At 33.6% G+C, this 25,634-nt stretch carries 24 protein-coding genes and 1 tRNA gene; 16 read left to right on the top strand and 9 right to left on the bottom strand.

The annotated features are described in order from the left end of the window. From RT228_RS06260 to RT228_RS06250, 3 genes are all read right to left on the bottom strand, one after another. Positions 1-1,509: a sensor histidine kinase gene (locus tag RT228_RS06260; RefSeq protein ID WP_006265184.1), complete on the bottom strand. Its 1,509-nt coding sequence runs from the start codon at positions 1,507-1,509 to the stop codon at positions 1-3. A gap of 144 nt (positions 1,510-1,653) precedes the next feature. Next, positions 1,654-2,241, bottom strand: coding sequence for a dephospho-CoA kinase (coaE, locus tag RT228_RS06255; RefSeq protein WP_006265183.1), 588 nt, complete (start codon positions 2,239-2,241; stop codon positions 1,654-1,656). A 10-nt stretch (positions 2,242-2,251) separates the two neighbouring features. Then, a complete protein-coding gene (locus RT228_RS06250; protein WP_006265182.1) occupies positions 2,252-3,244 on the bottom strand; it encodes a glycosyltransferase in 993 nt (330 codons plus the stop codon). Positions 3,245-3,389: 145 nt separating this feature from the next. Between RT228_RS06250 and RT228_RS06245 the strand changes: the two genes are divergently transcribed. The 13 genes from RT228_RS06245 (at position 3,390) to RT228_RS06185 (ending at position 16,501) form a co-directional block, all read left to right on the top strand. Then, a complete protein-coding gene (locus tag RT228_RS06245; protein ID WP_006259051.1) occupies positions 3,390-4,946 on the top strand; it encodes a PglZ domain-containing protein in 1,557 nt (518 codons plus the stop codon). Positions 4,947-4,948: 2 nt separating this feature from the next. Further along, positions 4,949-5,368 carry a tRNA (adenosine(37)-N6)-threonylcarbamoyltransferase complex ATPase subunit type 1 TsaE gene (gene tsaE / locus RT228_RS06240; RefSeq protein WP_006259052.1) on the top strand — a complete coding sequence of 140 codons (420 nt, stop codon included), beginning with the start codon at positions 4,949-4,951 and terminating at the stop codon, positions 5,366-5,368. Positions 5,369-5,382: 14 nt separating this feature from the next. Beyond that, entirely contained in the window at positions 5,383-6,579 is a 1,197-nt protein-coding gene (locus RT228_RS06235; RefSeq protein WP_006265181.1) for an alanine dehydrogenase, read from the top strand. A gap of 63 nt (positions 6,580-6,642) precedes the next feature. Continuing rightward, positions 6,643-7,017: a DUF4258 domain-containing protein gene (locus RT228_RS06230; protein WP_006259055.1), complete on the top strand. Its 375-nt coding sequence runs from the start codon at positions 6,643-6,645 to the stop codon at positions 7,015-7,017. A gap of 60 nt (positions 7,018-7,077) precedes the next feature. Continuing rightward, positions 7,078-7,152 (top strand) — tRNA-Val (locus RT228_RS06225). A 497-nt stretch (positions 7,153-7,649) separates the two neighbouring features. Beyond that, a complete protein-coding gene (locus RT228_RS06220; RefSeq protein ID WP_006265180.1) occupies positions 7,650-8,057 on the top strand; it encodes a DUF4377 domain-containing protein in 408 nt (135 codons plus the stop codon). A 153-nt stretch (positions 8,058-8,210) separates the two neighbouring features. Continuing rightward, positions 8,211-10,313, top strand: coding sequence for an ATP-dependent DNA helicase RecG (gene recG, locus RT228_RS06215; RefSeq protein ID WP_071307353.1), 2,103 nt, complete (start codon positions 8,211-8,213; stop codon positions 10,311-10,313). Between the two features lie 14 nt (positions 10,314-10,327). Then, on the top strand, positions 10,328-10,906 hold the full coding sequence (locus RT228_RS06210; RefSeq protein WP_006259058.1) for a non-canonical purine NTP diphosphatase: 579 nt from the start codon (positions 10,328-10,330) through the stop codon (positions 10,904-10,906). Positions 10,907-11,408: 502 nt separating this feature from the next. Next, the gene (locus tag RT228_RS06205) at positions 11,409-13,292 is read left to right on the top strand and encodes a DEAD/DEAH box helicase (protein ID WP_006259059.1); all 1,884 of its coding nucleotides are present in this window, start codon (positions 11,409-11,411) and stop codon (positions 13,290-13,292) included. Positions 13,293-13,362: 70 nt separating this feature from the next. Then, positions 13,363-14,118: a carboxypeptidase-like regulatory domain-containing protein gene (locus RT228_RS06200; RefSeq protein WP_006259061.1), complete on the top strand. Its 756-nt coding sequence runs from the start codon at positions 13,363-13,365 to the stop codon at positions 14,116-14,118. 114 nt (positions 14,119-14,232) lie between these two features. Continuing rightward, positions 14,233-15,483, top strand: coding sequence for a dihydroorotase (locus tag RT228_RS06195; protein ID WP_006265178.1), 1,251 nt, complete (start codon positions 14,233-14,235; stop codon positions 15,481-15,483). A 17-nt stretch (positions 15,484-15,500) separates the two neighbouring features. Continuing rightward, complete coding sequence (locus RT228_RS06190; RefSeq protein ID WP_006265177.1) at positions 15,501-15,845, top strand: hypothetical protein; 345 nt, start codon at positions 15,501-15,503, stop codon at positions 15,843-15,845. Positions 15,846-15,847: 2 nt separating this feature from the next. Next, positions 15,848-16,501: an alpha/beta hydrolase gene (locus RT228_RS06185; RefSeq protein WP_006259064.1), complete on the top strand. Its 654-nt coding sequence runs from the start codon at positions 15,848-15,850 to the stop codon at positions 16,499-16,501. 63 nt (positions 16,502-16,564) lie between these two features. On the opposite strand, the gene RT228_RS06180 is transcribed toward RT228_RS06185, so the two are convergent. Genes RT228_RS06180 through RT228_RS06170 form a run of 3 tightly spaced genes read right to left on the bottom strand, consistent with a single transcriptional unit; the run spans position 16,565 to position 18,429 of the window. Then, positions 16,565-17,107, bottom strand: a complete 543-nt coding sequence (locus RT228_RS06180; protein WP_006259065.1) for a hypothetical protein — start codon at positions 17,105-17,107, stop codon at positions 16,565-16,567. 27 nt (positions 17,108-17,134) lie between these two features. Further along, entirely contained in the window at positions 17,135-17,629 is a 495-nt protein-coding gene (locus RT228_RS06175) for a hypothetical protein (protein ID WP_006261055.1), read from the bottom strand. A 14-nt stretch (positions 17,630-17,643) separates the two neighbouring features. Then, positions 17,644-18,429 carry an MBL fold metallo-hydrolase gene (locus RT228_RS06170; protein ID WP_006265176.1) on the bottom strand — a complete coding sequence of 262 codons (786 nt, stop codon included), beginning with the start codon at positions 18,427-18,429 and terminating at the stop codon, positions 17,644-17,646. 62 nt (positions 18,430-18,491) lie between these two features. Here RT228_RS06170 and RT228_RS06165 point away from each other — a divergent pair, with 62 nt between their 5' ends. Continuing rightward, a complete protein-coding gene (locus RT228_RS06165; protein WP_006261053.1) occupies positions 18,492-19,940 on the top strand; it encodes a hypothetical protein in 1,449 nt (482 codons plus the stop codon). A gap of 159 nt (positions 19,941-20,099) precedes the next feature. Here the strand turns inward: RT228_RS06165 and RT228_RS06160 are convergent, their stop codons facing one another. The 3 genes from RT228_RS06160 to RT228_RS06150 all read right to left on the bottom strand — a co-directional run bounded on the left by RT228_RS06160 (position 20,100) and on the right by RT228_RS06150 (position 22,515). Then, on the bottom strand, positions 20,100-21,365 hold the full coding sequence (locus RT228_RS06160) for an acetyl-CoA hydrolase/transferase family protein (protein WP_006265175.1): 1,266 nt from the start codon (positions 21,363-21,365) through the stop codon (positions 20,100-20,102). Positions 21,366-21,493: 128 nt separating this feature from the next. Next, a complete protein-coding gene (locus tag RT228_RS06155) occupies positions 21,494-21,892 on the bottom strand; it encodes a DUF3995 domain-containing protein (RefSeq protein ID WP_036497081.1) in 399 nt (132 codons plus the stop codon). A 65-nt stretch (positions 21,893-21,957) separates the two neighbouring features. After that, entirely contained in the window at positions 21,958-22,515 is a 558-nt protein-coding gene (locus RT228_RS06150) for a Crp/Fnr family transcriptional regulator (protein ID WP_006265173.1), read from the bottom strand. A 443-nt stretch (positions 22,516-22,958) separates the two neighbouring features. Here RT228_RS06150 and RT228_RS06145 point away from each other — a divergent pair, with 443 nt between their 5' ends. Further along, a complete protein-coding gene (locus tag RT228_RS06145; RefSeq protein ID WP_006259072.1) occupies positions 22,959-25,133 on the top strand; it encodes an endonuclease MutS2 in 2,175 nt (724 codons plus the stop codon). Further along, the gene (locus RT228_RS06140; protein WP_006259073.1) at positions 25,133-25,546 is read left to right on the top strand and encodes a thiol-disulfide oxidoreductase DCC family protein; all 414 of its coding nucleotides are present in this window, start codon (positions 25,133-25,135) and stop codon (positions 25,544-25,546) included. Before RT228_RS06145 ends, RT228_RS06140 begins: the two co-directional genes overlap by 1 nt. The last annotated feature ends 88 nt before the right edge of the window (positions 25,547-25,634 follow it).

Here is a 25,634-nt window from a genome sequence, read left to right as displayed (position 1 = left end):
TTAATTTATTAATGGCATTTTTATAATAAAGGTACTTCCTTTTCCTTTTTCACTCTCAACATAAACTTGAGAATTGTGTACCTCTACAATTTGTTGAACATATGCTAGTCCTAGACCATGACCTTTTACGTTGTGTAAATCACCTGTGTGCTCTCTGTAAAACTTGTCGAAGATTCTCTTCTGAGCCTGTTTACTCATTCCTACACCGTGATCCTGAATTTTGATTAAGATAAAATCTTTTACATTTTCAGTATACACATCTATAATTGGCACATCCTTAGAGTACTTGATAGCATTATCTAAAATATTTACTATCACACTAGTAAAGTGAAAATCATTTCCTAACACATCACTTCTACGAGCATCTAAGTTCAAGTTTATTTCTCCTCCTCTATCTTGAATAATTAATCCTACGTGATCTACAGCATTTTCTATCACTTCATGGACATCCATTGCTTCTTTGTCTACATTAAACTCACGTCGTTCTAATTTTGAGATTTGAAGAACATTTTCAACTTGCGCATGCATTCTTTTATTCTCGTCTCGAATCATTTTCAAATAACGATCAACTTTTTCTGGATCATTTATAACCTTTGGGTTTTTAATTGCATCTAAAGCTAAATTAATTGTTGCTATAGGCGTTTTAAACTCGTGAGTCATATTGTTGATGAAATCTGTCTTAATCTCAGATATTTGCTTTTGTTTAATCAATTGATTAATCGCATTCAAATATGCTGCGATAATAACCATCGTAAACAAAATTGACAATAGTGTTATCCCTATTAACGAAGAGAATAAATACTTACTCTTTTCTGGGAAAGTAATATACAGTTGGTATTTACTTCTATTCTCATTATCTGTGAAGATTGGCACTCCATAAGTAGAACCTTCCTCATAAATAAAATCTTCTGACTTAATCTTGGTTGATAATCCTTTGTTATAAATACCAAATTCAAACTTAGCATTAACACCATATTGTTTAAGCTCTTTCTCTAAGATCTCTCTCAATTTAGCTTTAGAAATCCTTTCATCTATACTTCTTAGAGCTACAATATCCTTAAAATAAATATCAAATTGTGCTTTATCTAAAATATCTAGATTACCAGATTGCTCTATAACCTCGTCAGGATAATTTTGCTTAAGACTACTTCTATCTAAATCATCTCCTTTATAAATCTCTGTTTTTCGTTTTGAAACGAAATTCTTGACTTTTAAACTATCTGCTTTCTTATCAAAGAACGAACTCTTTATATTATAATCTTCTAAAACTAAAATATTCGAGTATACTATTTGTTCATTAGTAGTAGGATTTCGTTCTACTATGTAATATTGTTTCAACTCACTTTGTTTAGGTGGCGTTCCTATACTATCTTTAAGTTGATTATACATTCTATAAAACTCCGTAGCTTCATTTTGTTGTAGTCCACTACCTACATTTCCTAATACTTGTTGTACATGATACTTAAACTGCTCTTCATTATTTCTATAAGAGCTAACTATCCAATACATTTGAACAATGATTATTCCTATAAGAGAAAAACTCATTATCCCTACTAAAAGTCGAAATTTGACCTTACTCATTATTTTTTCAAAATTAACATTAAAAAAAATACTCTACACGGCGATTAACATAAAATTAACAATGGTAATTGTTTAAATTTTGATTATTATATCATTAATTATCATTTCCACCTCTTTTTTTACCAAATCTTTATTAATATTAGTAATAACATAATCACTAAACGGTATTTTGTCAGAATCTTTCAATTGGTTCCTCATAATACTTTCTACGTTATCTAAAGATACTCCATCCCTTGCCATTACACGGGCTAAGCGTACTTCCTCAGGAGCTGTAACTAAGATAACTAAATCACATTGTTTATTCAAATTATTTTCAAAAAGAACTGCACTCTCCTTAATTACAAACGGAAAAGCGTCATTTTCCTCCTTCCAACGCTCAAAATCCTTCTTAACCTCTGGGTGTACAATTCGATTTAATTGATTTAGTAATTCTTTATTATCAAAAACAATTTCTCTTATTTTTTTGCGATCTAACACTTCTCCTATCTTAACGTTTTCTTTAAAGATAGATTGTACTGCTTCCACTACATCAGCCCGATCCATAATCTGTTTAGCTCTTTCATCTGCTATATAAATAGGAATCCCCTCTTCTGCAAACATATTAGCTACAGTGGTCTTTCCACTGCCTATTCCTCCAGTTAGTCCAACTATAAGTGCCATACCTTATATATTATTTAAAAAACATTTCTGGCATTCCGACTTCTGCTTCTTGTCTTTTTACAAATAAAATATAACTAGATTTCACAAAGCCTATACCGTAGCCGTAAAATTGTATAAAAATTGCCACAAGTGCTAATAAACTTATCTTAAAATTCTTCTCTTTTATTAAACAACCTAAAAAAACAAGCAAAAAATAAAAGATATAACATAAAATAAAAACAAATGTATAATATGTCATTATAATACTTAACAATAAGCCTGCCATAAATAAAGCTGGAAACCAATATGTTATCTTTGACGTTTCAGGATAACGTTGGTTTAATATCGGACGTGCCTTTCCAAACTTATTGACCTGAATAAAAAATTTATTCCAATCAATTCTCCTTTTGTGATAAACATAGGCCTTACTAAACAACTGAGTATCGAATCCTAACTTCCATAACCTAATTGTCAAATCAGGGTCTTCTCCAGGGTGTATTTTACCAAAACCACCACTAGCTAAAAAAGCTTTTTTTGAAATTCCCATATTAAAACTTCTCGGCTGAAACTTTCCTATACGTTCACTAGCTCCTCTTATTCCACCTGTAGTTAGAACAGAGGTCATAGAATAATTTATTGCTTTCTGTACATCGCTAAAACTCGCTAATGCCGCATCGGGTCCTCCAAAACAGTCCACATACTCTTCCTTGAGATACTGATCCACTGTAGTTAAATACTCTTGTGGAATAATACAATCGGAGTCTAATACAATAAAGTACTCTCCCTTTGCTCGTTCCATGCCATAATTGCGCGAAGCCCCTGGCCCAGAATTCGCTTTATAATAATAAGATATCTCTAGTCTATCCTCATACTTACTAACAACAGCACGCGAATCTTCTTTAGACCCATCCTCTACAATTACCACTTCAAAAGCCTCCTTATATGTTTGCTTTGTCAAACTCTCCAATAACTCATCCACCTCGTCTGGTCGATTGTAAACAGGAATAATGAACGAAAAATACATTTATAATTTTTTATAATACAATCACAAAAATATCGTTAACTATTGTAATACGGAAATTCATTCCTATATTTATCAATACTATTTTAATCTAAAATCTCTTTTTATTATAATTAATAATATTCTTAGAGGTACTAAAACAACTACAATGAACAAAATTCATATATTATGGGTGGATGATGAAGTGGATTTATTAAAACCTCATATCCTATTTTTAGAAAAAAAAGACTATATCGTAACTACTTGTACTAATGGACAAGATGCTATAGATTTATTTAAAGAGAACCAATACGACATTGTTTTCTTAGATGAGAATATGCCTGGACTTTCTGGTCTTGAGACTTTAAATGAAATTAAAACCATCAAAAGCAATACTCCGATTATCATGATTACTAAAAGTGAAGAAGAGTATATCATGGAAGAAGCAATTGGTGCTAAAATATCTGATTACTTAATCAAACCTGTTAATCCTAACCAAATCCTACTTTCACTAAAGAAAAACCTAGATGACTCTCGTCTAATCTCCGAGAAATCTTCTCTTAGTTACCAAAAAGAATTTAGAAACATCTCAATGGATCTAATGCAAGCTAGAGATTATGAAGATTGGATCTCTATTTATAGAAAATTGCTTTATTGGGAACAGAAGTTAGAAAACATTGAAGATCAAAACCTATTCAATATACTAGACTCTCAGAAAACTGAAGCTAATAGTTTGTTTGGCAAATTCGTAGAAAAAAATTATGAGAGCTGGATTAATGATCCTGAAGACAGTCCTGTTTTCTCTCATCAAATATTCAGAAAATGGGTTGCTCCTGAATTAAAGAAAGAAGATTCTAAATTACTTTTTATTGTTATTGACAACTTAAGGTATGATCAATGGAGAGCATTCGAAGCAATCGTAACAAATCACTATAAAGTAGAGAGCGAGAACAGCTTCTTCTCTATTTTACCTACTGCTACACAGTATGCTAGAAATGCTATATTTTCAGGAATGACACCTCTAGAAATGTCTGAACAACTTCCACAATATTGGAAGAATGATACGGATGAAGGAGGAAAGAATTTGTTTGAGAATGAATTCCTACAACATCAATTACAAAGATTGAGATTAAATATTAAGAATGAATACCACAAAATCACCAATCTAAAAGAAGGAAGAAAATTAGCTGATAATTTCAAGGCTTTAAAAGACAATAAACTAATCACAATAGTATACAATTTTGTGGACATGCTATCTCATGCTAAAACTGAAATGGAAGTAATTAAAGAATTAGCTTCTAACGATAAAGCATACCGTTCACTTACTGTTAGTTGGTTCAGAAACTCTCCTTTGTTTGAAATAATTCAACAAGCACAGGCACTTGGATATAAGTTAATCATTACAACAGATCATGGTACAATTAACTGTAAAAATCCTTCTAAAGTTATTGGAGACAAAAACACTAGTTTAAACCTTAGATATAAAACAGGTAAGAGCTTGACCTTTGAGGCTAAAGATGTCTATCATGTTAAAGATCCAAAAAAAGTTCAATTACCTAACATTAATGTAAGTAGTTCATTTATTTTTGCAAAGAATGATTTCTTCTTAGCATATCAGAATAATTTCAATTATTATGCAGCTTATTTTAGAAACACTTACCAGCATGGAGGTATTTCTTTAGAAGAAATGATCGTTCCATTTATAGTATTAAATCCAAAAGTATAACAATGACTGAGATAGTTTTTTCTTTAAATCAAATTCAAGAAGTAGCTACTGATATATTAAGTAAGTTAAAACATCGCATCGTATTATTTGATGCACAAATGGGGGCAGGAAAAACCACACTTATTAAAGAAATAAGCAAACAGCTAGGTGTAGAAGACATGACGAGTAGTCCTACTTTTTCTATTGTGAATGAGTATCATTCTACAACTTCTAAAGACAGAGTATATCACTTTGACTTATATCGTTTAAACTCAGAAGAAGAAGCTTATGATATGGGAATGGACGAATATTTAGATTCTAATCATTGGTGCTTTATCGAATGGCCCGAAAAGACTCCTCATATTATTCCTGACGAACATGCTACAATAGAAATTTCTATTTTAGAAAATGGTGATAGAAAACTGATTTTGAATAATAATTAATAAACAGAAACAGAATGGCAACCTTAACTCCTTTTTCAATGAAAGACTTAATTCCGCAAGAGGAATGTCTGATGGTAGAGCGCAAGAAAAGTGAACTTTTTATAGGAGTTCCTAAAGAAAATACCCTGATAGAGAAAAGAATCTGTATCACTCCAGAAGCAGTACAGACTTTAAGCACCTATGGGCATCGTGTGCTTATTGAAAAAGGAGCAGGAGAAGCCGCTAACTATTCTGATTTAGATTATAGCAAAGCAGGAGCCGAACTTACTAGTGATACAAAGAAAATTTTTAGTTGTCCTGTCATTGTTAAAGTTGCTCCACCTACTCTAGAAGAAGTAAAACTAATGGCACCATACACAGTTGTATGGTCTACTATCCAATTAAAAACACTAACTAGACAATATTTCGAAACGATATCTAAGAAAAAAATATCTGCTATTGGTTTTGATTTTATTCATGACGAGAACGGCACCTACCCTGCTGTTAGTGCATTAAGTGAAATCGCAGGGACTGCGTCTATCCTAATTGCATCAGAACTAATGACCACAACCAATAATGGTAAAGGATTATTATTTGGGAATATTGCAGGAGTTGTTCCTACAGAAGTAGTCATATTAGGAGCTGGTCTAGTAGCCGAAAACGCAGCGAGAACCGCTTTAGGTATGGGAGCTAACGTAAAAGTCTTTGACAACTCTATTCAAAAGTTGCGCAGACTTCAAAATAATTTATCACAGCGTATCTCTACTTCTACGATCCAAGAAAAAATATTACACAAAGCTCTAATGAGATGTGATGTTGCTATCGGTGCAATACGAGGTAAGAATCGAGCACCTATAGTAGTAAGTGAGTCTATGGTAGATAATATGAAAAATGGTGCTGTAATTATAGATGTATCTATTGATACAGGAGGGTGTTTCGAAACATCCGAATTAACTACCCATGATCACCCTACCATCATAAAAGGCGGTGTGATACACTATGGAGTACCAAATATCACTTCTAGATATAGTAGAACAGCATCCATGGCCCTTAGCAATATTATCACACCTTTATTATTAGAATACACAGATTGTGGTGATTTAGACGGTACTGTTAACTGTGAAAGCGTCATTAAATCTGGCATATATAGTTATAAAGGATTAGTTACCAATCGAAATGTTGCGGAATGGTTTAACCTTGATTATAAAGACATTCACCTTTTCGCCTTTTAAATATTTTATAAATCTTTAGTTTTACTGTATTGAATTGCTACTTTTGTGTAAATTTTTTAAGAAATGAAGTTTACACAGCGTTTAGCATACTATTTATTTGGGTTACTTATAGGAGGAATGTTCTTATTTTATTTCTTCGGTGAGAAGAAAACAGAATTTTGTTATTTACCTAATTGTAGGGTTTTAAAAGATTTGAGAAGTAAACCAGTTACTTATTCAAAGACAGTAGAAGCTAAGTTTAAAGAAGGTTGGGTATCTAACGATGACATCCGTAAATCTCTACAATATGGAGATGTGAACTTTTCAGAAAGTAATATTGACTTTGAGAAAGGTAAACTTTATGTCATTATAGGCAGAAATGAACAAAATGAAAATATATTAATCAAAGTCATAAACTATACAGATAAGATTGTACTTTACGATATTGAAAAAATGTAAAATATTTCACATTAGGCATTGCATTATTTAAAAACATCTTTATATTTGCAATCCTATTTCGGGCGATTAGCTCAGTTGGTTCAGAGCACCTCGTTTACACCGAGGGGGTCGGGGGTTCGAATCCCTCATCGCCCACTTTATAAGCTTCACTTTTAGTGAGGCTTTTTTTATACCATCTCCTACTCTTTATATTACATTCCAAGATTCATCTTTCTAAACTAAGTACGCAGAAAATCTATTTCTCCACAGCGTCTATTCATAAACCAAGAGTCGTTTTGTTCTGACCTTCTAGGGGATTGCTTGAGGGTTTCTTGCACCTTTCTTCGACAAAAAGGCTCTCTAGGCAAGAAAACCTCAAGGAATCTCCAAGGAATCCGCAAGGAACTGCAAGCTAAGCGCTCTTCTTTTATTCATAAGTGGCAAAAGCAAAACTCATACATTCATTTAAAAATTTTAACTCCTGTTGCTACTTTAATCTACTCGCACATATTTATATTGCTCTAATACAGTTCCATCACACAATAATGTTTAGAATCTTTTAATCGAACTATCGTTAAAACTTAATTATTCTGAGTACTTTACTTCAAAAAAAATATTTTTTGTACATTTGATATAAATAAAAAGCATTTATCATGAAAAAGATTTTATTATTAGCTGCTGTTGTAGGTTTATCATTTACCTCTTGCAAAAAAGATGGAGAATCAGGAACTACAGCTCCTGCAGTAGAGCCAACAGAACAAACTACAACTCCTACTGAGTCTACCGAAGCAACACCTAAAGAAGAATTAGGTAACGTAACTTATACGATCGCTTCTAAACTAGTAGATTGTACAGGTGTAGCACCAATGAAATGTATGCAGTACAAAGAAGAAGGTTCTGACGAATGGTTAAATATGTATGGAGGAATCGAAGGATTTAACTATGAAGAAGGATATGAATATGTAATCGAAGTAAAACGTGAAAAAATAGAAAACCCACCAGCTGATGCATCTTCTATCAAATACATTCTAGTAAAAGAAATTTCTAAAACTAAAAAATAATATCTAGCGAGCTTAGGCTCGCTTTTTTATTCTTTTAACCTAAGTACAATCTTAGCTTCCGCTAAAATCTATAGCAATTCCCCTTAAATATTTACTCTTAATTGTCCGAAGGGCTTCTAATTCGTATCTTAGCCGTGTATTTATTTGAATAATATGTCTAAGAATCTACTTGATACACCTATAGAATACCTTAAAGGAGTTGGTCCACAGCGCGCTGACTTATTTAAACGCGAACTAGGTATATTCACCTATAGAGATTTACTACACCTATACCCAAACAGATATATCGACAGAACACAGTATTATAAAATAAATGAACTTTATAATAACAATAGTGAAGTTCAGATAGTCGGTAAAATTATCCATATCAAAACTGTAGAACAAAAACGAGGAAAACGCCTTGTCGCAACCTTTACAGATGGTACAGGACAAATAGAATTAGTTTGGTTTCAAGGATACAAATGGATACAAGAAAATTTAAAACTAAATACTCCTTATGTGGCATTTGGAAAGCTTAATAGCTTTAACAATACCTTCTCTATGCCGCACCCTGAACTAGATTTATTAGAAGAACATCAGAAAAACATTGCTAACGCAATGCAAGCTGTCTATCCTTCTACTGAAAAATTCGGAGCAAGAATATCTAATAAGTCTATCATCAAGATGATGATGCAACTTGTCAAAGAGACACATCCTCTCTTTATGGATACCTTATCTGATGAATTCAAGAGAAAACTCAACTTGATTTCGATGCAAGAAGCCTTAATTAATATTCACTTTCCTAAGAATATGGATATGTTGAATAAGGCTCAGTTTAGATTAAAGTTTGAAGAATTATTCTATGTTCAATTACAGTTATTGATTAAAAACATAGCACGAAAAGACAAAATTAAAGGATACCCTTTTGAGAAAGTAGGCGATTACTTTAATACTTTTTATAGCGAACACCTCCCCTTCCCTCTTACTGGAGCTCAAAAACGAGTTTTGAAAGAAATCAGGAATGATTTAGGTGCTCCAGCACAAATGAATCGTCTCTTACAAGGAGATGTGGGATCTGGAAAAACAATAGTTGCTTTTATGAGTTGTCTTCTAGCATTAGACAACGGATTCCAAGCGTGTATCGTAGCTCCTACAGAAATTTTAGCAACCCAACATTATGTCGGGATTAAAGAACTAGGAGAACCTTTAGGGCTAAAGATAAAATTACTTACAGGATCTACTAAAACGGCTGAGAGACGTGTATTGCACGAAGAATTAGCTTCTGGAGAGCTACATATACTTATCGGTACACACGCCTTATTTGAAGATAAAGTTATCTTTAAAAATCTAGGTTTAGCTATCATTGATGAACAACACCGATTCGGAGTAGAACAGCGATCTAAACTATGGCATAAAAATGAATTACCTCCCCACGTGTTGGTCATGACTGCTACACCGATACCTCGTACATTAGCTATGAGTTTATATGGAGACTTAGATATTTCTGTTATTGATGAACTTCCACCAGGGCGTAAACCAATACAAACTAATCATTACTTCGAAGGTAAACGCTTAGCTGTATGGCACTTCTTAAAAACAGAAATTGCCAAAGGAAGGCAAGTTTATATCGTCTATCCCTTAATAGATGAAAGCGAAACATTAGACTATAAAAACCTAATGGAAGGATATGAAGCCATATCACGAGACTTCCCTTTACCAGAATACAGTGTCAGCATTGTTCATGGACAGATGACTCCTGCAGAAAAGGATAGAGAGATGGACAGATTCATTAAAGGAGAGACAAATATTATGGTAGCCACTACTGTGATTGAGGTTGGAGTGAATGTGCCTAATGCATCCGTTATGATTATCGAAAGTGCAGAGCGCTTTGGATTATCACAACTACATCAGCTTAGAGGACGTGTAGGTCGTGGAGCAGAACAGAGTTATTGTATCCTAATGACAGGAGATAAGCTAAGTAATGACTCTAAGATCAGAATGGAAACGATGTGTCGTACTAATGATGGTTTCGAAATCTCAGAAGTAGATTTAAAATTGCGTGGCCCAGGTGATATTATGGGAACTCAACAGAGTGGTACCCTTCCTTTAAAAATAGCTGATATTGTCAAGGATCAAGAGATTATGCTTTATGCAAGACATCATGCTGTACAGCTGTTAAAAGAAGACCCTACACTAGAAGAACCTGAAAACCAAAGAATCAAAAATAAATTAAACATTCTAAATAGTAAAACCACTATCTGGAACTATATAAGCTAAAACACACAACACTTATGAAATTAGTTTTCGCATCAAACAACAAAAACAAGATTAAAGAAATTAGAAATCAATTACCTGATACAATTGAAATCTTAAGTTTAGAAGATATTGGATGTAATATCGACATTCCTGAGACAGCTGATACTATAGAAGGCAACGCTAAACTAAAAGCTGATTTTGTCAAAAGACATTATGGATATGACTGTTTTGCTGATGATTCAGGATTAGAAGTAGATGCTTTAAACGGTGCACCAGGAGTATACTCAGCTCGTTATGCAGGAGAACAAAAAAATGACAATGACAATATAGATAAATTGCTTGAGGTACTTCAAAAAGAAGATAACAGAAAAGCTAACTTTAAAACAGTAATTTGCCTAAACCTACATACAGAAACGTATTACTTTACTGGTATTATAGATGGTCAGCTATTAAGAGAGAGACAAGGTACAGAAGGATTCGGTTATGATCCAATCTTCGTAGCAGATGGAATGAACCAATCTTTTGCTGAAATCGATATCAATGCAAAAAACGGTATTAGCCATAGAGGAAAAGCAGTTCGTCAGTTAGTTGACTTTTTATTAAAAAAATCATAGCAGCAGGAGAATAAAATTTATCTAAATATGCTCTTTATGGTTTATACACCATTTCAGAGCATATTTTTAGTTACTCCCCTATCCTTCATTAGAATCTTTGATATTTCTCTTATTTCTCAAAACATAAATACTTACTTTTCTTATCTACTACTCCCCACTTTTTTGCATATCTTGAACTTTTCGGCATACTTTTCGCTATGTCTGAATGACTTATTAAGAATAAAGTGAATTAAATACCATAAAACTAGACTGAGGCTGTCTCGGTATATGTTAAATAAAAGAAAGATATATAAAGTGTATAAAAAGTACTTATCATTACACAACACACATGATATAGACACTTTTAAGCAAAATAAAAATTATATAAAGGAAGATATATCATTACATTATCTTTAAAAAAAACGCTCAAAACAAGCGTTTAAATTATTTTCGAATAATAAACCTGCAATAACTACAATTATAATTTGAATAGTAGTATATTTGCGGCTATTTTAATATTTATATGAACAATTTCGAACAATTAGGATTAAATGAATCTCTTTTATCTGCGATCAAGGATATGGGATTTGAAAATCCATCAGAGATCCAGCAAAAGGCGATTCCATTACTATTAGAGAAAGATACCGACATTGTTGCGTTAGCCCAAACGGGGACTGGGAAAACCGCAGCTTTTGGTTTTCCTTTGATTCAGAAGATAGACGTTTCTAATAAGAATACACAAGGTCTTATCTTATCGCCGACTAGAGAGTTATGTTTGCAAATCGCAAACGAAATCAAACAGTACTCGAAGTATGTAAAAGGACTTCATTCAGTAGCTGTTTATGGAGGGGCTAGCATTACAGAACAGGCTAAAGACGTAAAACGTGGAGCACAAATTATCGTCGCTACTCCTGGTAGAATGCAAGACATGATTAACCGTGGTATGGTTAACATTAAAAACATTAATTACTGTATCCTAGATGAAGCAGATGAAATGCTTAACATGGGATTCTATGAGGATATCACGTCTATTTTAGCGGATACTCCAAAAGAAAAAAACACATGGTTATTCTCTGCTACTATGCCGCAAGAGGTTGCGCGCATCGCAAGAGAATTCATGAAAACTCCAGAAGAAATTACTGTAGGTCATAAAAACCAAGGTAACACTAATGTAAGTCATGAATTTTATTTAGTATCTGCTAGAGATCGCTACCCAGCGCTTAAACGTTTAGCAGATGCCAATCCAGATATTTTCTCTGTAGTGTTCTGTAGAACGAAGAGAGATACGCAATCTATTGCTGAAAAACTTATCGAGGATGGATACAACGCTGCTGCATTACACGGAGACTTATCTCAAGCTCAACGTGACGCAGTAATGAAATCATTCCGTGGTAAACAGATACAAATGCTTGTAGCTACTGACGTTGCTGCTCGTGGTATCGACGTAGATGACATTACTCACGTAGTAAACTACCAATTACCTGACGAAATCGAAACGTATACTCACCGTAGTGGACGTACAGGACGTGCTGGTAAATCTGGTACTTCTATGGTTATCGTAACGAAAAGTGAATTAAGAAAAATTCAACAAATCGAAAGAATCATCAAAACTAAATTTGAAGAGAAACCAGTTCCATCTGGAATTGAGATTTGTGAAATTCAATTATTCCACTTAGCCAATAGAATTAAAGAAGTAGAAGTTAACACAGAGATTGAAGCTTATTTACCTGCAATTACTGAGTTATTAAAAGACTTCGACAAAGAAGAAATCATTAAAAAAGTAGTTTCTGTTGAGTTTAATAGATTCTTAGAATACTACCAAAAAGCTTCTAACAGCTTATCTAGTGTATCTGCTGGAAGAAACAATTCTAAAGAAGTTCCTACAGATGGAGCAGTACGTTTCTTCGTTAACTTAGGTGCTAAAGATAACCTAGACTGGATGACGTTAAAAGATTTCTTACGTGATACTTTAGAGTTAGGTCGTGATGACTTATTCAAAGTTGATGTAAAAGATGGTTTCTCATTCTTCAATACTGAAGCTGAACACGCTGAAAAAGTAATGGAAACATTAAACGGTCTTGAATACCAAGGACGCCGTGTGAATGTTGAAATCTCTAACAATGATGGTGGTAGAAACGGTGGACGCCGTGACCATAACAACCGTAAAGGAGGATTCAGAGGTGGAGAAAGAAGATCTGAAGGTGGATTTAGAGGTGGTGAAAGAAGATCATCTAATAGATCATCTGAAGGAGGATTCAGAGGCGGAGAGAGAAGATCGGATAGATCATCATCTGAAGGACGTGGAGAAAGAAGATCAGACAGATCATCAGAAAGAGCTCCTCGTAACGAACGCGGATCTAGAAGAAGTAGCGAAGGAGATTCATCTAGAAGAACTAGAAGAAACTAATTTGTTAATTTTTTTAAAATAGCATACAAAACTGTAAAATATCTTTTACTTTTAGGCAATCTTAAAAAGTATGAGAAATTTTACAGTTTTTTTATTTATAATACTTTCTGTTTTAACTGTAGCGGCTCAAGATCGCACTAGTGTTAAAGGAACTATTTTAAATGACAAATCATTTTTGCCAGTAGATGATGTGAATGTCATCAATATTAGCCAAGTCAAAGGTACAATCAGTAAGAGAGATGGTTCTTTCACAGTAGAAGCCAATCTTAATGATTCTATACACCTATCCTACCCTGGCTATATCCCTATTAAACTTAAAGTAACCAACGATTGGTTAAACAACGAGAATCTAAAGATTTACTTTACAGAAAACACAATAGAACTAGACGAAATTCTTATTAAGAAATTTGACTTAACTGGGTACTTAGAAGTGGATACCAAACTAATTGAATTAAACGAAAAAATGCAGTTTGACTTCTATAGACAAAATAAAACTCCTTATTATGGTACGGCTATGGGTACTTTCTTTAGCCCTGTTGATGCTGTGTACAACCTATTTAAAGGAAAAGATAAAAAACTTAAGAAAATCGAAGCTATTAAAGAAGATCAGAACATGATTGCTTTAATGCAGACCAGATATGACAGAGAGATTGTTTGTGGCTTATTAGAAATCACAAGAGAGGATATCGTAAAGTCTCTTCAAAACTGTAATTACACTGATAAATTTATCTATACCGCTACAGACTTCCAGATTTATCAAGCATTAAATGATTGCTATGATAATTCTAAGCTATTAGCTTCAAAAAAGAAAAATGCATCCAATTAAGGGATGTATTTTTTTTGCTCTTTTTTCACGAATTGTAAATATGATAAAATAGAAATAAAACCTATTTTTGTACAAATAACAACACATCACTAATTAAAAACTACTTCACAGAAAATGAATATCATTTTAAAAGCTGCAAAAGTAATCGATCCTACTAGCCCATTTCACAACCAGACAGTTGACATTCAAGTCGAGAATGGCCTTATTACTAAAATCGCTAATCAAATAGAAAATGACCAATTCGAACAAATCAAGTATGATAACCTACACGTTTCTCAAGGTTGGTTTGACAGTTCTGTTTGTTTAGGAGAGCCAGGATTTGAAGAAAGAGAGAATATCGCTCACGGTTTAGAAGTAGCTGCTAAAAGTGGATTTACACAGATCGCAGTTGAACCTAACACATACCCTATCACTGATTCACAAAGTATAGTAAGTTTTATTAAACAAAAAGCTTTTGGACAGACCACAGAGGTATTTCCTATTGGAGCACTTACTGTAAAATCAGAAGGAACAGACCTGGCAGAGTTATTTGACATGAAAAATGCAGGAGCTATTGCTTTTGGTGATTACAAAAAACCTATTCAAAACGCCAATATACTAAAAATTGCTCTGCAATATGTGCAAGACTTTGACGGGCTAATTATCGCCTTTTCACAAGATAATAGCATCAAAGGTAAAGGAGTAGCTAATGAAGGCGTAGAAAGCACTAAACTAGGCTTAAAAGGAATCCCTACACTGGCAGAAGAGTTACAAATAGCACGTAATCTATTTTTATTAGAATATACTGGAGGAAAAGTACACTTCCCAACAATATCAACTGCAAAATCTGTAGAGTTAATCAAAGAAGCAAAACAAAAAGGATTAAACGTTACCTGTAGTACTGCTGTTCATTTATTAACGATGACAGATGAAAAACTAGCAGACTTCGATACTCGTTTTAAAGTATATCCTCCACTAAGAGACGAAGCTACTAGACAAGCTTTAATCAATGGAGTACTAGACGGAACTATCGACTGTATCACTTCAGAGCACAACCCGCTAGACATTGAACACAAAAAACTAGAATTCAACAGTGCTTCTAATGGAACTATTGGTTTAGAATCAGCATTTGCTGCACTGAATACAGTACTACCTTTAGAAGTTATAGTAGATAAATTGACTAGTGCTAGAACTATCTTTAAAATAGACACACCATCTATCAAAGAAGGTAATAAAGTAAATATCACTTTATTTAATCCTACAAAAGAATACAGTTTTACAAAAGAAAACATCTTGTCAAAATCTAAAAACTCTGCTTTCTTAAACCATCCAATGAATGGTGAAGTATACGGAGTAGTACACGGAGACAAAAAGACTCTAAAATAAATTAATCAATATACATAATGCTGAAGACTTTTAACGAAAAGGAGATCAAAACAGGTAAGACCATGGCCATCGTGTCACATATAACTATTATAGGTTGTCTTATTGCTATTTTTATGAACCTAGAACCTAAGAATAGATTTGCTGGTTTTTATATCAAACAATCTTTTGGAATTTGGTTATTCTTTTATGCACTTGCTTATACAGCAGGTCGTTTTGATTCTTGGATGATTTCAGGGCCTTTTTACTTCTGTTTCTTCCTACTTTGGGTTTATAGTTTTGCAGGAGCAATAAACAGTGAAATTAAGCCATTACCAAAAATTGGCGTATATTTCCAAAAATGGTTTGACAAATTATCAGCTTAATTATGGATACATCACTTTCAATTTCATACTTAATTCAAGAGCCTAAAGTAATAAAGGACAAAAACCCAGTAATTATCTTATTACATGGATATGGTAGCAATGAAGAAGACTTATTCTCTTTCGCTCCTGAATTACCAGATGACTACTATGTAATATCTGCACGCGCACCATACACAGTACCTCCTTACGGATATGCTTGGTACGCTATTACCTTTGATGCAGATGCTAACAAATTCTCAGATGACAACCAAGCGATTGAATCAAGAGATTTAATTGTGCGTTTTATTGACGAGCTTGTAGCAAAATACCCTATCGATGCAAACAATGTTAACTTAGTCGGGTTTAGCCAAGGAGCTATACTTAGCTATGCTATCGCTTTATCTTATCCTGAAAAGGTAAATAAAGTAGTTGCTTTAAGTGGTTACTTCAATGAAAATATCATTGCAAAAAACTATAAAGAAAACAACTTAAGTAAATTGAGGTTATTTGCCTCTCATGGAACAGTTGACCAGGTTATACCTATTGATTGGGCAAGAAGAACACCTACGATTCTTACAAGTTTAGCTGTCAAGCACACTTATAAAGAATACCCTGTAGGACATGGAGTACATCCACTAAACTTCAGAGATTTCAAAGAATTCCTTTTAGAAGAGTAATAAAAAAAGTAAGGCTAGTGTTATACACTAGCCTTACTTTTTTATACATAACTTGATTATGTTTTATTCTTCATGAACATCTTCCTCTACTGGTTGGTCAGAGTTAATGATTTTTAATTCTATAGTCTTTGCCGCTGTAAAGGCAGTCTCTCCTTTGTGCTTTAAAACCATCCCTTCATTAGATAATTCCCAACCATCGTTGATATAAGCACTCTTATCTTTAGTAAGTTCTAGAACAATCCCCTTTTTATGATTTGGTAAGAATATTTCTGCTTTCTTCTTATCCTTAGCATAAGTAACAAAACAGCTAACGCTATTATCCTCTAAAGCATTATCCTCTGTTGTATCCTCTTCTAACCCTATTGGATTAAGTCTAAACCCTATCTCGAATATACGAATACAGTTATTCTCTAACTCACTCCAACGATATCCAGCAGAATAAGCACACCCCAATACTTCATCATCTTCATCCAGCGTTACGATCTCAGTACTTCCGTCTGTTATGACCATTCCTTTTTCATTATCATCTTTATTATCTTTCAAGATGAAATCACAGGACGTCATGGTAAGCAACAATATAACAAACAAACTTATTGACTTTTTCATACTACTCTATTTTTATATTAGACGACACTACTTAGTAGCATACATAACAGTATCTATGGTCTTAAACTCAGTAGGTTTACCCTCTGTGTAAAAATACTTAATTAAAACTTCTCCATGAACAGCTCCTGCATAAAAATCTGCAATTATCCATCTATGATTTAGAACTTTAACTTTATTAATCACACATTTCTCTCCATTAATCACTCCATAAGGAACTAATGGATTACCATTATCTTGATGGTTTAAAGCTAATACCTCTTCTTTTATAGAAGTTAGAGATTGATCTATTGTTTTGTAATTAAAATACTCCTGTGCATCTTCATTGTATTCGATAGAAAAATAATTTGCCTCATTAAAATCCTTAGTAACTTCTTTTAATGAATCTCGAACAATATCAATGCGTTTATGAGCTATTTCTATCTTCTTCCCCTCCATCTTATACATATTCTTATTATTGGCATATAGAAGAACAAGAATTACAAGTGAAAAAAGGAATAGGTAAAAGAAAGCTTTATGTTTCATAATGTGATAATAAATTATATAGTGATTTTTAAATTGTCGTACGCCAAATATACATCTTTTGGAAGTATATTTTCTACATCTTTATGAAAACCTAAGTCTTGTGCTATATGAGTTAAATAAGCTTTCTCTGGTTTTATTCTATCAATAAAAGCAAGCGACTCCTCTAAACTAAAATGAGTAGGGTGATCCTTAATACGCAAAGCATTTACAATTAAAACCTTACATCCTTTTATCTTTTCGACCTCTTCGTCTGTGATGTACTTAGCATCTGTGATATAGACTAAATCTCCCAATCTATACCCCAATATAGGCAAAGGTCCATGCATCACATCAATAGGAATAATAGTCTTCTCCCCTATCGTAATGGTATCTTGTGAAGTAATGCTATGCTCTTCTACACTAGGAGCCCCAGGATATCTATCTTCTTTGGTAAAAATATAATCATATCTTCTCTCCAAGGCTTTTATTACTCTATCTTGAGCATAGATTGGCAACGGGCCATGCAAAAAGGTTAATGGTCTTATTTCGTCTAATCCTGCGATGTGATCAGCATGTTCGTGAGTAAAGAATATTGCATCTAATTTACTACACCCAGCAGTCAACATTTGTTGTCTAAAATCAGGTCCACAGTCAATCAAAATAGTGTGTTCATCCCACTTAACTAATACAGATGTTCTCAACCTTTTATCCCTTGAATCTATACTGTGAGCTACTGGATGATCTATACCTATTATCGGAATACCCTGTGAAGTACCCGTACCTAAAAAATATACTTCCAAAATGACATAAATTTTCCACAAAAGTACGGTTTATCTTTTTTTGTTGTACGATATTTGTTAGGTTTGTTTAAAATAGCTAATTCATGAAAAACTTTGCTGAAGATTTAGTACTAAATGGGGATAGAGTAATAGAACATCACCCTGCCATTTCAGATAAAGCACTAAAAATCAACCTTAACAACGACATTTACGGAACATTTGCAGAAATCGGTGCAGGACAAGAGACAGTCCGTCACTTCTTTAGAGCTGGTGGTTCTTCTAGAACAGTAGCCAAAGCGATGTCCGCTTATGATAAAGTATTTAGTGACGCTATCTATTCTGTAGAAGAAGATGGACGTTATGTTACAGAAAGTCGCCTAATCAAAATGCTTGATTATGAGACAAGAAAAATTGAAGAAAGATTAATACGCGAAGAGAATCCTAACAAGACTTTCTTTAGTTATGCCAATACAGTAGCAACAATTGACTACGCTAAGAAAAACAAAGGGCATGGATGGGTAGGTATTATGTTTCAGACAGCTTCTAACCAAGCGTATAACAAGATAGTACTACACATACAGTTCAAAGAGACAGATTCTAAACTACAACAAGAGACTTTAGGTATCTTAGGTGTGAATCTGATTTATGGTGCATTCTACCAACACCATGACGCTAAAAAGCTAATTCACAGTCTTTATGATCACTTAGATAAAGACCAAATCGAAATCGATAGTATTAACTTCTCTGGTCCTATCTTTGAGACAGTAGACAATCGATTAATGAGCTTACAGTTAGTTAAAAACGGAATGACTGACGCTGTAATGTTCAGCCCTAGTGGACGTAGTGAACTAGCAGCTAACATTTTGTACAAACAAAACATATTAGCACTTAGAGGTAGCTTTAGACCTGTTACTATCGTTAATATGGATATGTATCAGAAGTCTTTAGATAAATTCATGACACAAAACAACTTAGATAAAGAAAACACTAAAGTTGTTTTTGAAATTACCTTGTCTAACCTTTTAGCAGAAGGTTCATTAGACGAAATAGACTTCTTAGATAGAGCAGACTTATTATGTTCTCTTGGACAAACTGTAATGATCTCTAATTTCCAAGAATATTATAAACTTACAGAATACTTCTCTAAATATACTGATCAGAAGATTGCATTAGCAATGGGAGTTAGTAGCTTATTAAATATTTTTGAAGAGAAATACTACACTCATCTAACAGGAGGTATATTAGAAGGTTTAGGAAAGCTATTTAGAAACACAATGAAGATCTACCTATACCCTATGATAGGTAACGAAGAACAAATAGTAGACTCTACTAATCTAAAAGTAGACTTACATATTAAAGAGTTGTATAAATTCTTCAAAAAGAACAACCAAATCATCGATATTGAAGATTATGAAAAAGATCATTTATCTATCTTCTCAAGAGATGTTCTGAAGTTGCTACAACAAAATCAAAATGGATGGGAAGAAAAATTACCAGAAGGTATTTCTAAAATCATCCAAGAAAAAGAATTATTCGGATATAAAAGAAAATAAATATAAAAAAGCCATTACACTCGTAATGGCTTTTTCATTCCTATTTATTCTCACAAATCAAATAATTGTTAACTATAGGAAATACCCTTAATAGCGATAACGCTCTAGGTCAGAAAACCAATTATGACGCTGGTTTTCTTTTGTAATCAATTATAAAAACTATTTGATACTGTCGTGATAAATTTTGAGAATTTCTTCTCTAAAATCAGGGTGAGCAATCTCCACCATTGCATCTACACGTTGTTTCAACGTTTTACCATATAAGTCTGCTACTCCATATTCTGTAACGATATACTGGGCATGGGCACGAGTAGTCACCACTCCTGCTCCTTGTTTTAAGAAAGGTACGATACGATTATGCCCTTTATTACTAGTAGATGACAAGGCTATAATTGCCTTTCCACCTTTACTCAAAGAAGCTCCTCTCACAAAATCCATCTGTCCTCCTACTCCAGAATACATATGTACCCCTAGAGAATCAGCACAAATCTGCCCTGTCACATCTACTTCTAATGCAGAGTTAATCGCTACTACTTTTGGGTTCTGACGAATAATAGCCGTATCGTTTACATAACTAGACTCCTTCATTACGATAAACGGGTTGTTATCCACAAATTTATATAAACGTTCTGATCCTATTAAGAAAGTAGCTAGAGCTCTTCCTTTCGCTATTGTTTTCTTAGAACAGTCAATTACACCACTCTCTATTAAATCAATTACACCATCAGAAAACATCTCTGTGTGCAGTCCTAAATTCTTGTGATTAGTAAGTCTAGATAGTACTGCATTAGGAATAGAACCTATCCCCATCTGTAATGTACTCTCATCTTCTATCAGAGCAGCTACATGATCTCCTATTAGCGCTTCTGTATCTGTAATAACGGCTTGTTTCTGTGCATAGATAGCAGTATGATGCTCTACCGCCATATCTATCTTAGATATATGTAATACACTATCTCCGAAAGTACGTGGCATATATTTATTCACTTGAGCGATTACCACCTTTGCGCACTCCATAGCAGCAACAGTAGCTTCTACTGATGTACCCAATGAACAAAAACCGTGTTCGTCTGGTGGTGATACCTGTATAAGAACTACATCTACTTTTAAAGCTCCTTTGCGAAACAGATTAGGCACTTCGCTAAGAAAAACAGGAGTATAAGAACCATTACCAGCGGCAATAGTATGACGAACGTTCTTACCAATAAAGAAAGAGTTCACATGAAAACTCTCTGACAAGGCAGGATCAGCATAAGGAGCTGCTCCTTCTGTATGAATATGACAGAACTCTACATTGCGCAGTTCTTCCGCTCTATCACTAATTGCTTTGGTTAATATATTAGGAGTTGCAGCAGCGGCATGTACATAAATTCGGTCTCCTGATTTTACGACTTTAGCGGCTTCTGAAGCTGATACATATTTCATATTAAAAATGCTTGAAAATAATTAAACATCTAAGGTGTTTCTTCTATTTAGAAAACATTTCCAAAATACGTATTTTTAAATCAGAAATCAACTGATTTATATCAGTTAACACTTGTATTCACTGATTTTTAGGACATATATAAAAATATATTACTAAGTGACAAATAAAAACAAAGAGGAATGAAGATCGTCGTATCTTTTTTAGCAAATACACTGTTTTTCACTTTTTTAAATACCCCTACATAATTAAAATCTCCTATTGCTCTCAATCCAAATAGAATTCCCATAACCAAATAAACCCATTTATAGGCTGATACATCACCTAGACTAATCCCTGCAAATACAGCTAAACCACTCGCTACTACTAAAGTACCTATAGGTGAAGGATTTAATTTTCTCTCTCCATCTTTTGTAGGAAGTACTCCTACTACACCCCATGTACCACCAAGTGCCCAATAAATATGTACGGCTGATAGGAATGAGAAAATAAGGGTATTCACTATCTTAATCATTACTTCTAAACTCATTGTCATCTATTAAATATTATGACCACAAAGTTCATCCTTCCTTTTCTCGAAAACATTCACTTAAGTTAATATCCTTTTTCGTTTAATCTTTTTCGGATGCGAGACAGAGACTGAGGCCTCACCCCTATATAGCTTGCGATATACTTTTGTGGAATACATTTAAACACCTCAGGAGTACTCTCTATCAACTGTAAATAGCGTTGTTCTGGGTTTAAGAACAAGAGAAAGTCTATTCTTTTCTTTGCTTCTAAGAAAATCAACTCTGCCATTCTTCTACCTAGTAATTGTGCCTCTATAGATGTTTCATAATACGCAAAGAGATCTGACTTACGGATTAGCTCTACTTCTGTCTCCTCTGTAGCTACAATGGTTAACTGAGATGGAGCATTAGTCAGCACACCTTCATAGTTAGTAAATATATGATTAGACAGATAAAATGCAAAAGATACATCATCCCCTTCTGCATCTATATAATACATCCTCAAGCTTCCTTTGCGAACAATTCCAACATAATCACAAACTTCTCCCAATTGAAGAATTTCTTCCCCTTTTGTTAGCGTTCTATAAATTACGCTATCCTGTAAATCCTCTAATAATCTATCGACAAAATGATTACTTTGCATTTTCTTCTACGTGTATTAATGACTTATCAAATGTAAAATTTCCTTCTATAAATCAAAACAAGAATATACCCTGTTTTAATCTGCTAAAAACAACAATATTATTCTTTTCCCTAAAATGATAAATAGCTTTACTCCTCAAGTCCTTTAGCTACCACTTCACTTCTAATGAATACTTCATAAATGAATAGTACTTTCGTAGCAACTCCGTTAATTCGCCTCAAATAACGGACTCATAACGGACTCATAACGGACACAGTACGGACTCATTGCAAAGCAGTTTATATCAAATTACAATTCTAACTGCTCTAAAATAGCCTACAGAATTATAATTTATTTTAGCGCCTATTACTACACCATTCGTATAAAATTGTGTCTGTAATGAATTAAAAATCTTTAATTCACTCAAATAATGTTATTTTTGTACATATTCTCATTTTAATAAAATGACATCAATAAACAAAAAAACATTACAAGATTTAGAATTCAATACGGTATTAGAAACAGTATCAGCCCTTTGTACTACAGAGGCTGGTAAAGAAGCTGCTATGGAGATATGCCCGCTTAAAACAGAAGCAGGAACGATGAGAGCATTAAAGCAGACTTCAGAATACGTTTCTTCATTTACCAATAATAACATTATCCCGAATCACTACTTTGACAGTATAGACTACGAATTAAAATTTTTAGGCATTGAAAATAGTTTCTTAGAAGTAAGTAGCTTTAAAAAGATACAAACCCTAACAGACACTACAATTACCCTAATCTCTTATTTAAAAAAATTCGAGGAGTACTACCCTAATTTATACCATGAGGCAGAACAAACGCCTTTAGAGAAATCTATTCTTAAAGAGATAGATAATGTCTTGGATAAATATGGTGAAATCAAAGACAATGCTTCGTTAGATTTATTGAATATCCGCAAAAACATCAATATAGTTCGTGGTAAAATAAACCAAAGTTTTGGCGCAGCACTTACACAATACAACAGTTCTGGGTATCTAGACGATATCAGAGAAACGGTGGTAGAAAACAGACGTGTACTAGCAGTAATCGCTATGCATAGACGTAAAGTAAAAGGAAGTGTATTAGGAACGTCTAAAACGGGAAGTATTGTCTATATCGAACCTGAAGCTACTTTGAGATTCTCTAGAGAGTTAAACAACCTAGAGTATGAAGAACGCGAAGAAATCGTACGTATTCTAAAAAACCTAACAGATGCTATTCGCCCTTTTAGAGATCTACTTTTAGAGTATCAAAGCTTCTTAACCTATATCGACGTTACTGCTGGAAAAGCAAAGTATGCTAATAAAATCAACGGTTTACTTCCTGAGATTAGCAAAGAAAGAGAAATGTACTTTAGAGAGGCTTATCACCCTATTTTATTGTTAAACAATAGAGCGAAGAATAAGCCTACCTATCCTCAAACAATTAATCTAGAACAAAGCAGTAGAATAATCGTTATCTCTGGACCAAATGCTGGTGGTAAGAGTATCACACTAAAAACAGTAGGATTATTACAGCTAATGTTACAGTCTGGATTACTTATTCCGGTACACGAAAGAAGTAAAACATTCTTATTCGATAGAATACTGACAGATATTGGAGATAATCAGTCTATAGAGAATCACTTAAGTACTTACAGTTATAGACTTAAGAATATGAATTATTTCTTAAAGAAATGTAACGATAATACGCTATTCTTAATTGATGAGTTTGGTACAGGATCTGATCCAGAACTAGGAGGTGCACTAGCAGAAGTATTCTTAGAGGAGTTCTATGATAGAGAGGCATATGGTATTATTACCACTCACTATACCAATCTAAAAATACTAGCAGATGAATTACCGAATGCTACGAATGCCAATATGCTATTTGATGAGAAATCATTAGAACCAATGTATAAACTAAACGTTGGACAAGCAGGTAGCTCGTTTACCTTCGAAGTTGCACAGAAAAATGGTATTCCGTTTAGCTTAATTAATAGAGCCAAGAAAAAAGTAGAAGGAGATAAAGTTAGATTTGACAAGACTATCGCTAATCTACAGAAAGAAAGACATAAACTAGAACGTACTTCTCAGAACTTAAAAGAGGAAGAGACTAAGGCAAGAGATGAGAGTAAGAAAATGGAGACCATCAATGCTAAAATTCAAGAGAAACTAGAGCGTTACCAGGAATTATTTGATTCTAATCAACGTTTAGTAGCTCTAGGTCAACGCTTAGATGATTTGTCTGAAAAATACTTTAATAATAAAAGTAAGAAAACTCTTTTTGGAGAAGTTCTAAAAGTAGTAGAGATTGAAAATTCTAAACGCAAGAAGGTTACCATAAAAGAGAAGAAAGAAAAAGAAGCTCAACAAAAAGAGCTAATTAAAGAAGTGGAGCAAAAAGTAGAAGTGATTCGCAAAGAGAAGAAAGAAGAAAAGGCGAAAAAGCAACTACAAGATGCACAGAAGAAAACCAACTTCCCTCTTAAAGTGGGAGATCGCGTTCGTATGATAGATGGTCGTTCAGTGGGAACAATCGATGTAATCGAAAAAAATAAAGCAACAGTTAATTATGGTATCTTTACATCTAAAGTAAGCCTTGATCAACTAGAAATGGTAGAACGCAAAAAATAATGTTAGATATACCTCGCAATAAAAAAATTATCTTATTTGACGGTGTTTGCAATTTATGCGACAGCACCGTCAATAAGGTTATTAAAGCAGATCACCAAGATCAGTTTAGATTCGTAGCCTTAGATTCAGAAAAAGGGAAAGAGATTCTAAACTATATCGGTATCGACCGCACTAAGATAGACAGCATCGTTCTATATGAACCAGGTGTAGCCTATTTTATCAAATCAAAAGCTGCCTTTGAGATTGCTTCTGCTCTAGGAGGCAAGTACTCCCTGATCGGCATATTCTCATTCTTACCAACAGGTATCACAGATGCTCTATACGAATATATCGCTAAAAATAGATACAAATGGTATGGAAAAAAAGAAAGCTGTATGATACCAAGTGAGGATATTAAACAGAAATTTCTATAATTTCTTCACTTAACGCTAATTTGTGATTTTTTCATCACAAATAATTTTACTTAAACTTTGGCAATGCGTATATTTGCGTACTTATAAA

The organism is Myroides sp. (assembly GCF_032073645.1).
Classification (GTDB): Bacteria; Bacteroidota; Bacteroidia; order Flavobacteriales; family Flavobacteriaceae; genus Flavobacterium; species Flavobacterium odoratimimum.
This window is presented reverse-complemented; position numbering and strand designations above follow the sequence as displayed.

Excerpts from the sequence above, each read along its gene's own strand:
- RT228_RS06250 (WP_006265182.1), bottom strand. The coding sequence starts at position 3,244 with ATGTATTTTTCGTTCATTATTCCTGTTTACAATCGACCAGACGAGGTG.
- RT228_RS06190 (WP_006265177.1), top strand. The coding sequence starts at position 15,501 with ATGCTGAAGACTTTTAACGAAAAGGAGATCAAAACAGGTAAGACCATG.
- RT228_RS06140 (WP_006259073.1), top strand. The coding sequence starts at position 25,133 with ATGTTAGATATACCTCGCAATAAAAAAATTATCTTATTTGACGGTGTT.
- RT228_RS06160 (WP_006265175.1), bottom strand. The coding sequence starts at position 21,365 with ATGAAATATGTATCAGCTTCAGAAGCCGCTAAAGTCGTAAAATCAGGA.
- RT228_RS06210 (WP_006259058.1), top strand. The coding sequence starts at position 10,328 with ATGAAATTAGTTTTCGCATCAAACAACAAAAACAAGATTAAAGAAATT.
- RT228_RS06180 (WP_006259065.1), bottom strand. The coding sequence starts at position 17,107 with ATGAAAAAGTCAATAAGTTTGTTTGTTATATTGTTGCTTACCATGACG.
- RT228_RS06200 (WP_006259061.1), top strand. The coding sequence starts at position 13,363 with ATGAGAAATTTTACAGTTTTTTTATTTATAATACTTTCTGTTTTAACT.
- coaE (WP_006265183.1), bottom strand. The coding sequence starts at position 2,241 with ATGGCACTTATAGTTGGACTAACTGGAGGAATAGGCAGTGGAAAGACC.
- RT228_RS06145 (WP_006259072.1), top strand. The coding sequence starts at position 22,959 with ATGACATCAATAAACAAAAAAACATTACAAGATTTAGAATTCAATACG.
- RT228_RS06155 (WP_036497081.1), bottom strand. The coding sequence starts at position 21,892 with ATGAGTTTAGAAGTAATGATTAAGATAGTGAATACCCTTATTTTCTCA.
- RT228_RS06235 (WP_006265181.1), top strand. The coding sequence starts at position 5,383 with ATGGCAACCTTAACTCCTTTTTCAATGAAAGACTTAATTCCGCAAGAG.
- recG (WP_071307353.1), top strand. The coding sequence starts at position 8,211 with ATGTCTAAGAATCTACTTGATACACCTATAGAATACCTTAAAGGAGTT.
- RT228_RS06220 (WP_006265180.1), top strand. The coding sequence starts at position 7,650 with ATGAAAAAGATTTTATTATTAGCTGCTGTTGTAGGTTTATCATTTACC.
- RT228_RS06205 (WP_006259059.1), top strand. The coding sequence starts at position 11,409 with ATGAACAATTTCGAACAATTAGGATTAAATGAATCTCTTTTATCTGCG.
- RT228_RS06165 (WP_006261053.1), top strand. The coding sequence starts at position 18,492 with ATGAAAAACTTTGCTGAAGATTTAGTACTAAATGGGGATAGAGTAATA.
- RT228_RS06260 (WP_006265184.1), bottom strand. The coding sequence starts at position 1,509 with ATGTATTGGATAGTTAGCTCTTATAGAAATAATGAAGAGCAGTTTAAG.
- RT228_RS06195 (WP_006265178.1), top strand. The coding sequence starts at position 14,233 with ATGAATATCATTTTAAAAGCTGCAAAAGTAATCGATCCTACTAGCCCA.
- tsaE (WP_006259052.1), top strand. The coding sequence starts at position 4,949 with ATGACTGAGATAGTTTTTTCTTTAAATCAAATTCAAGAAGTAGCTACT.
- RT228_RS06230 (WP_006259055.1), top strand. The coding sequence starts at position 6,643 with ATGAAGTTTACACAGCGTTTAGCATACTATTTATTTGGGTTACTTATA.
- RT228_RS06185 (WP_006259064.1), top strand. The coding sequence starts at position 15,848 with ATGGATACATCACTTTCAATTTCATACTTAATTCAAGAGCCTAAAGTA.
- RT228_RS06245 (WP_006259051.1), top strand. The coding sequence starts at position 3,390 with ATGAACAAAATTCATATATTATGGGTGGATGATGAAGTGGATTTATTA.
- RT228_RS06150 (WP_006265173.1), bottom strand. The coding sequence starts at position 22,515 with ATGCAAAGTAATCATTTTGTCGATAGATTATTAGAGGATTTACAGGAT.
- RT228_RS06175 (WP_006261055.1), bottom strand. The coding sequence starts at position 17,629 with ATGAAACATAAAGCTTTCTTTTACCTATTCCTTTTTTCACTTGTAATT.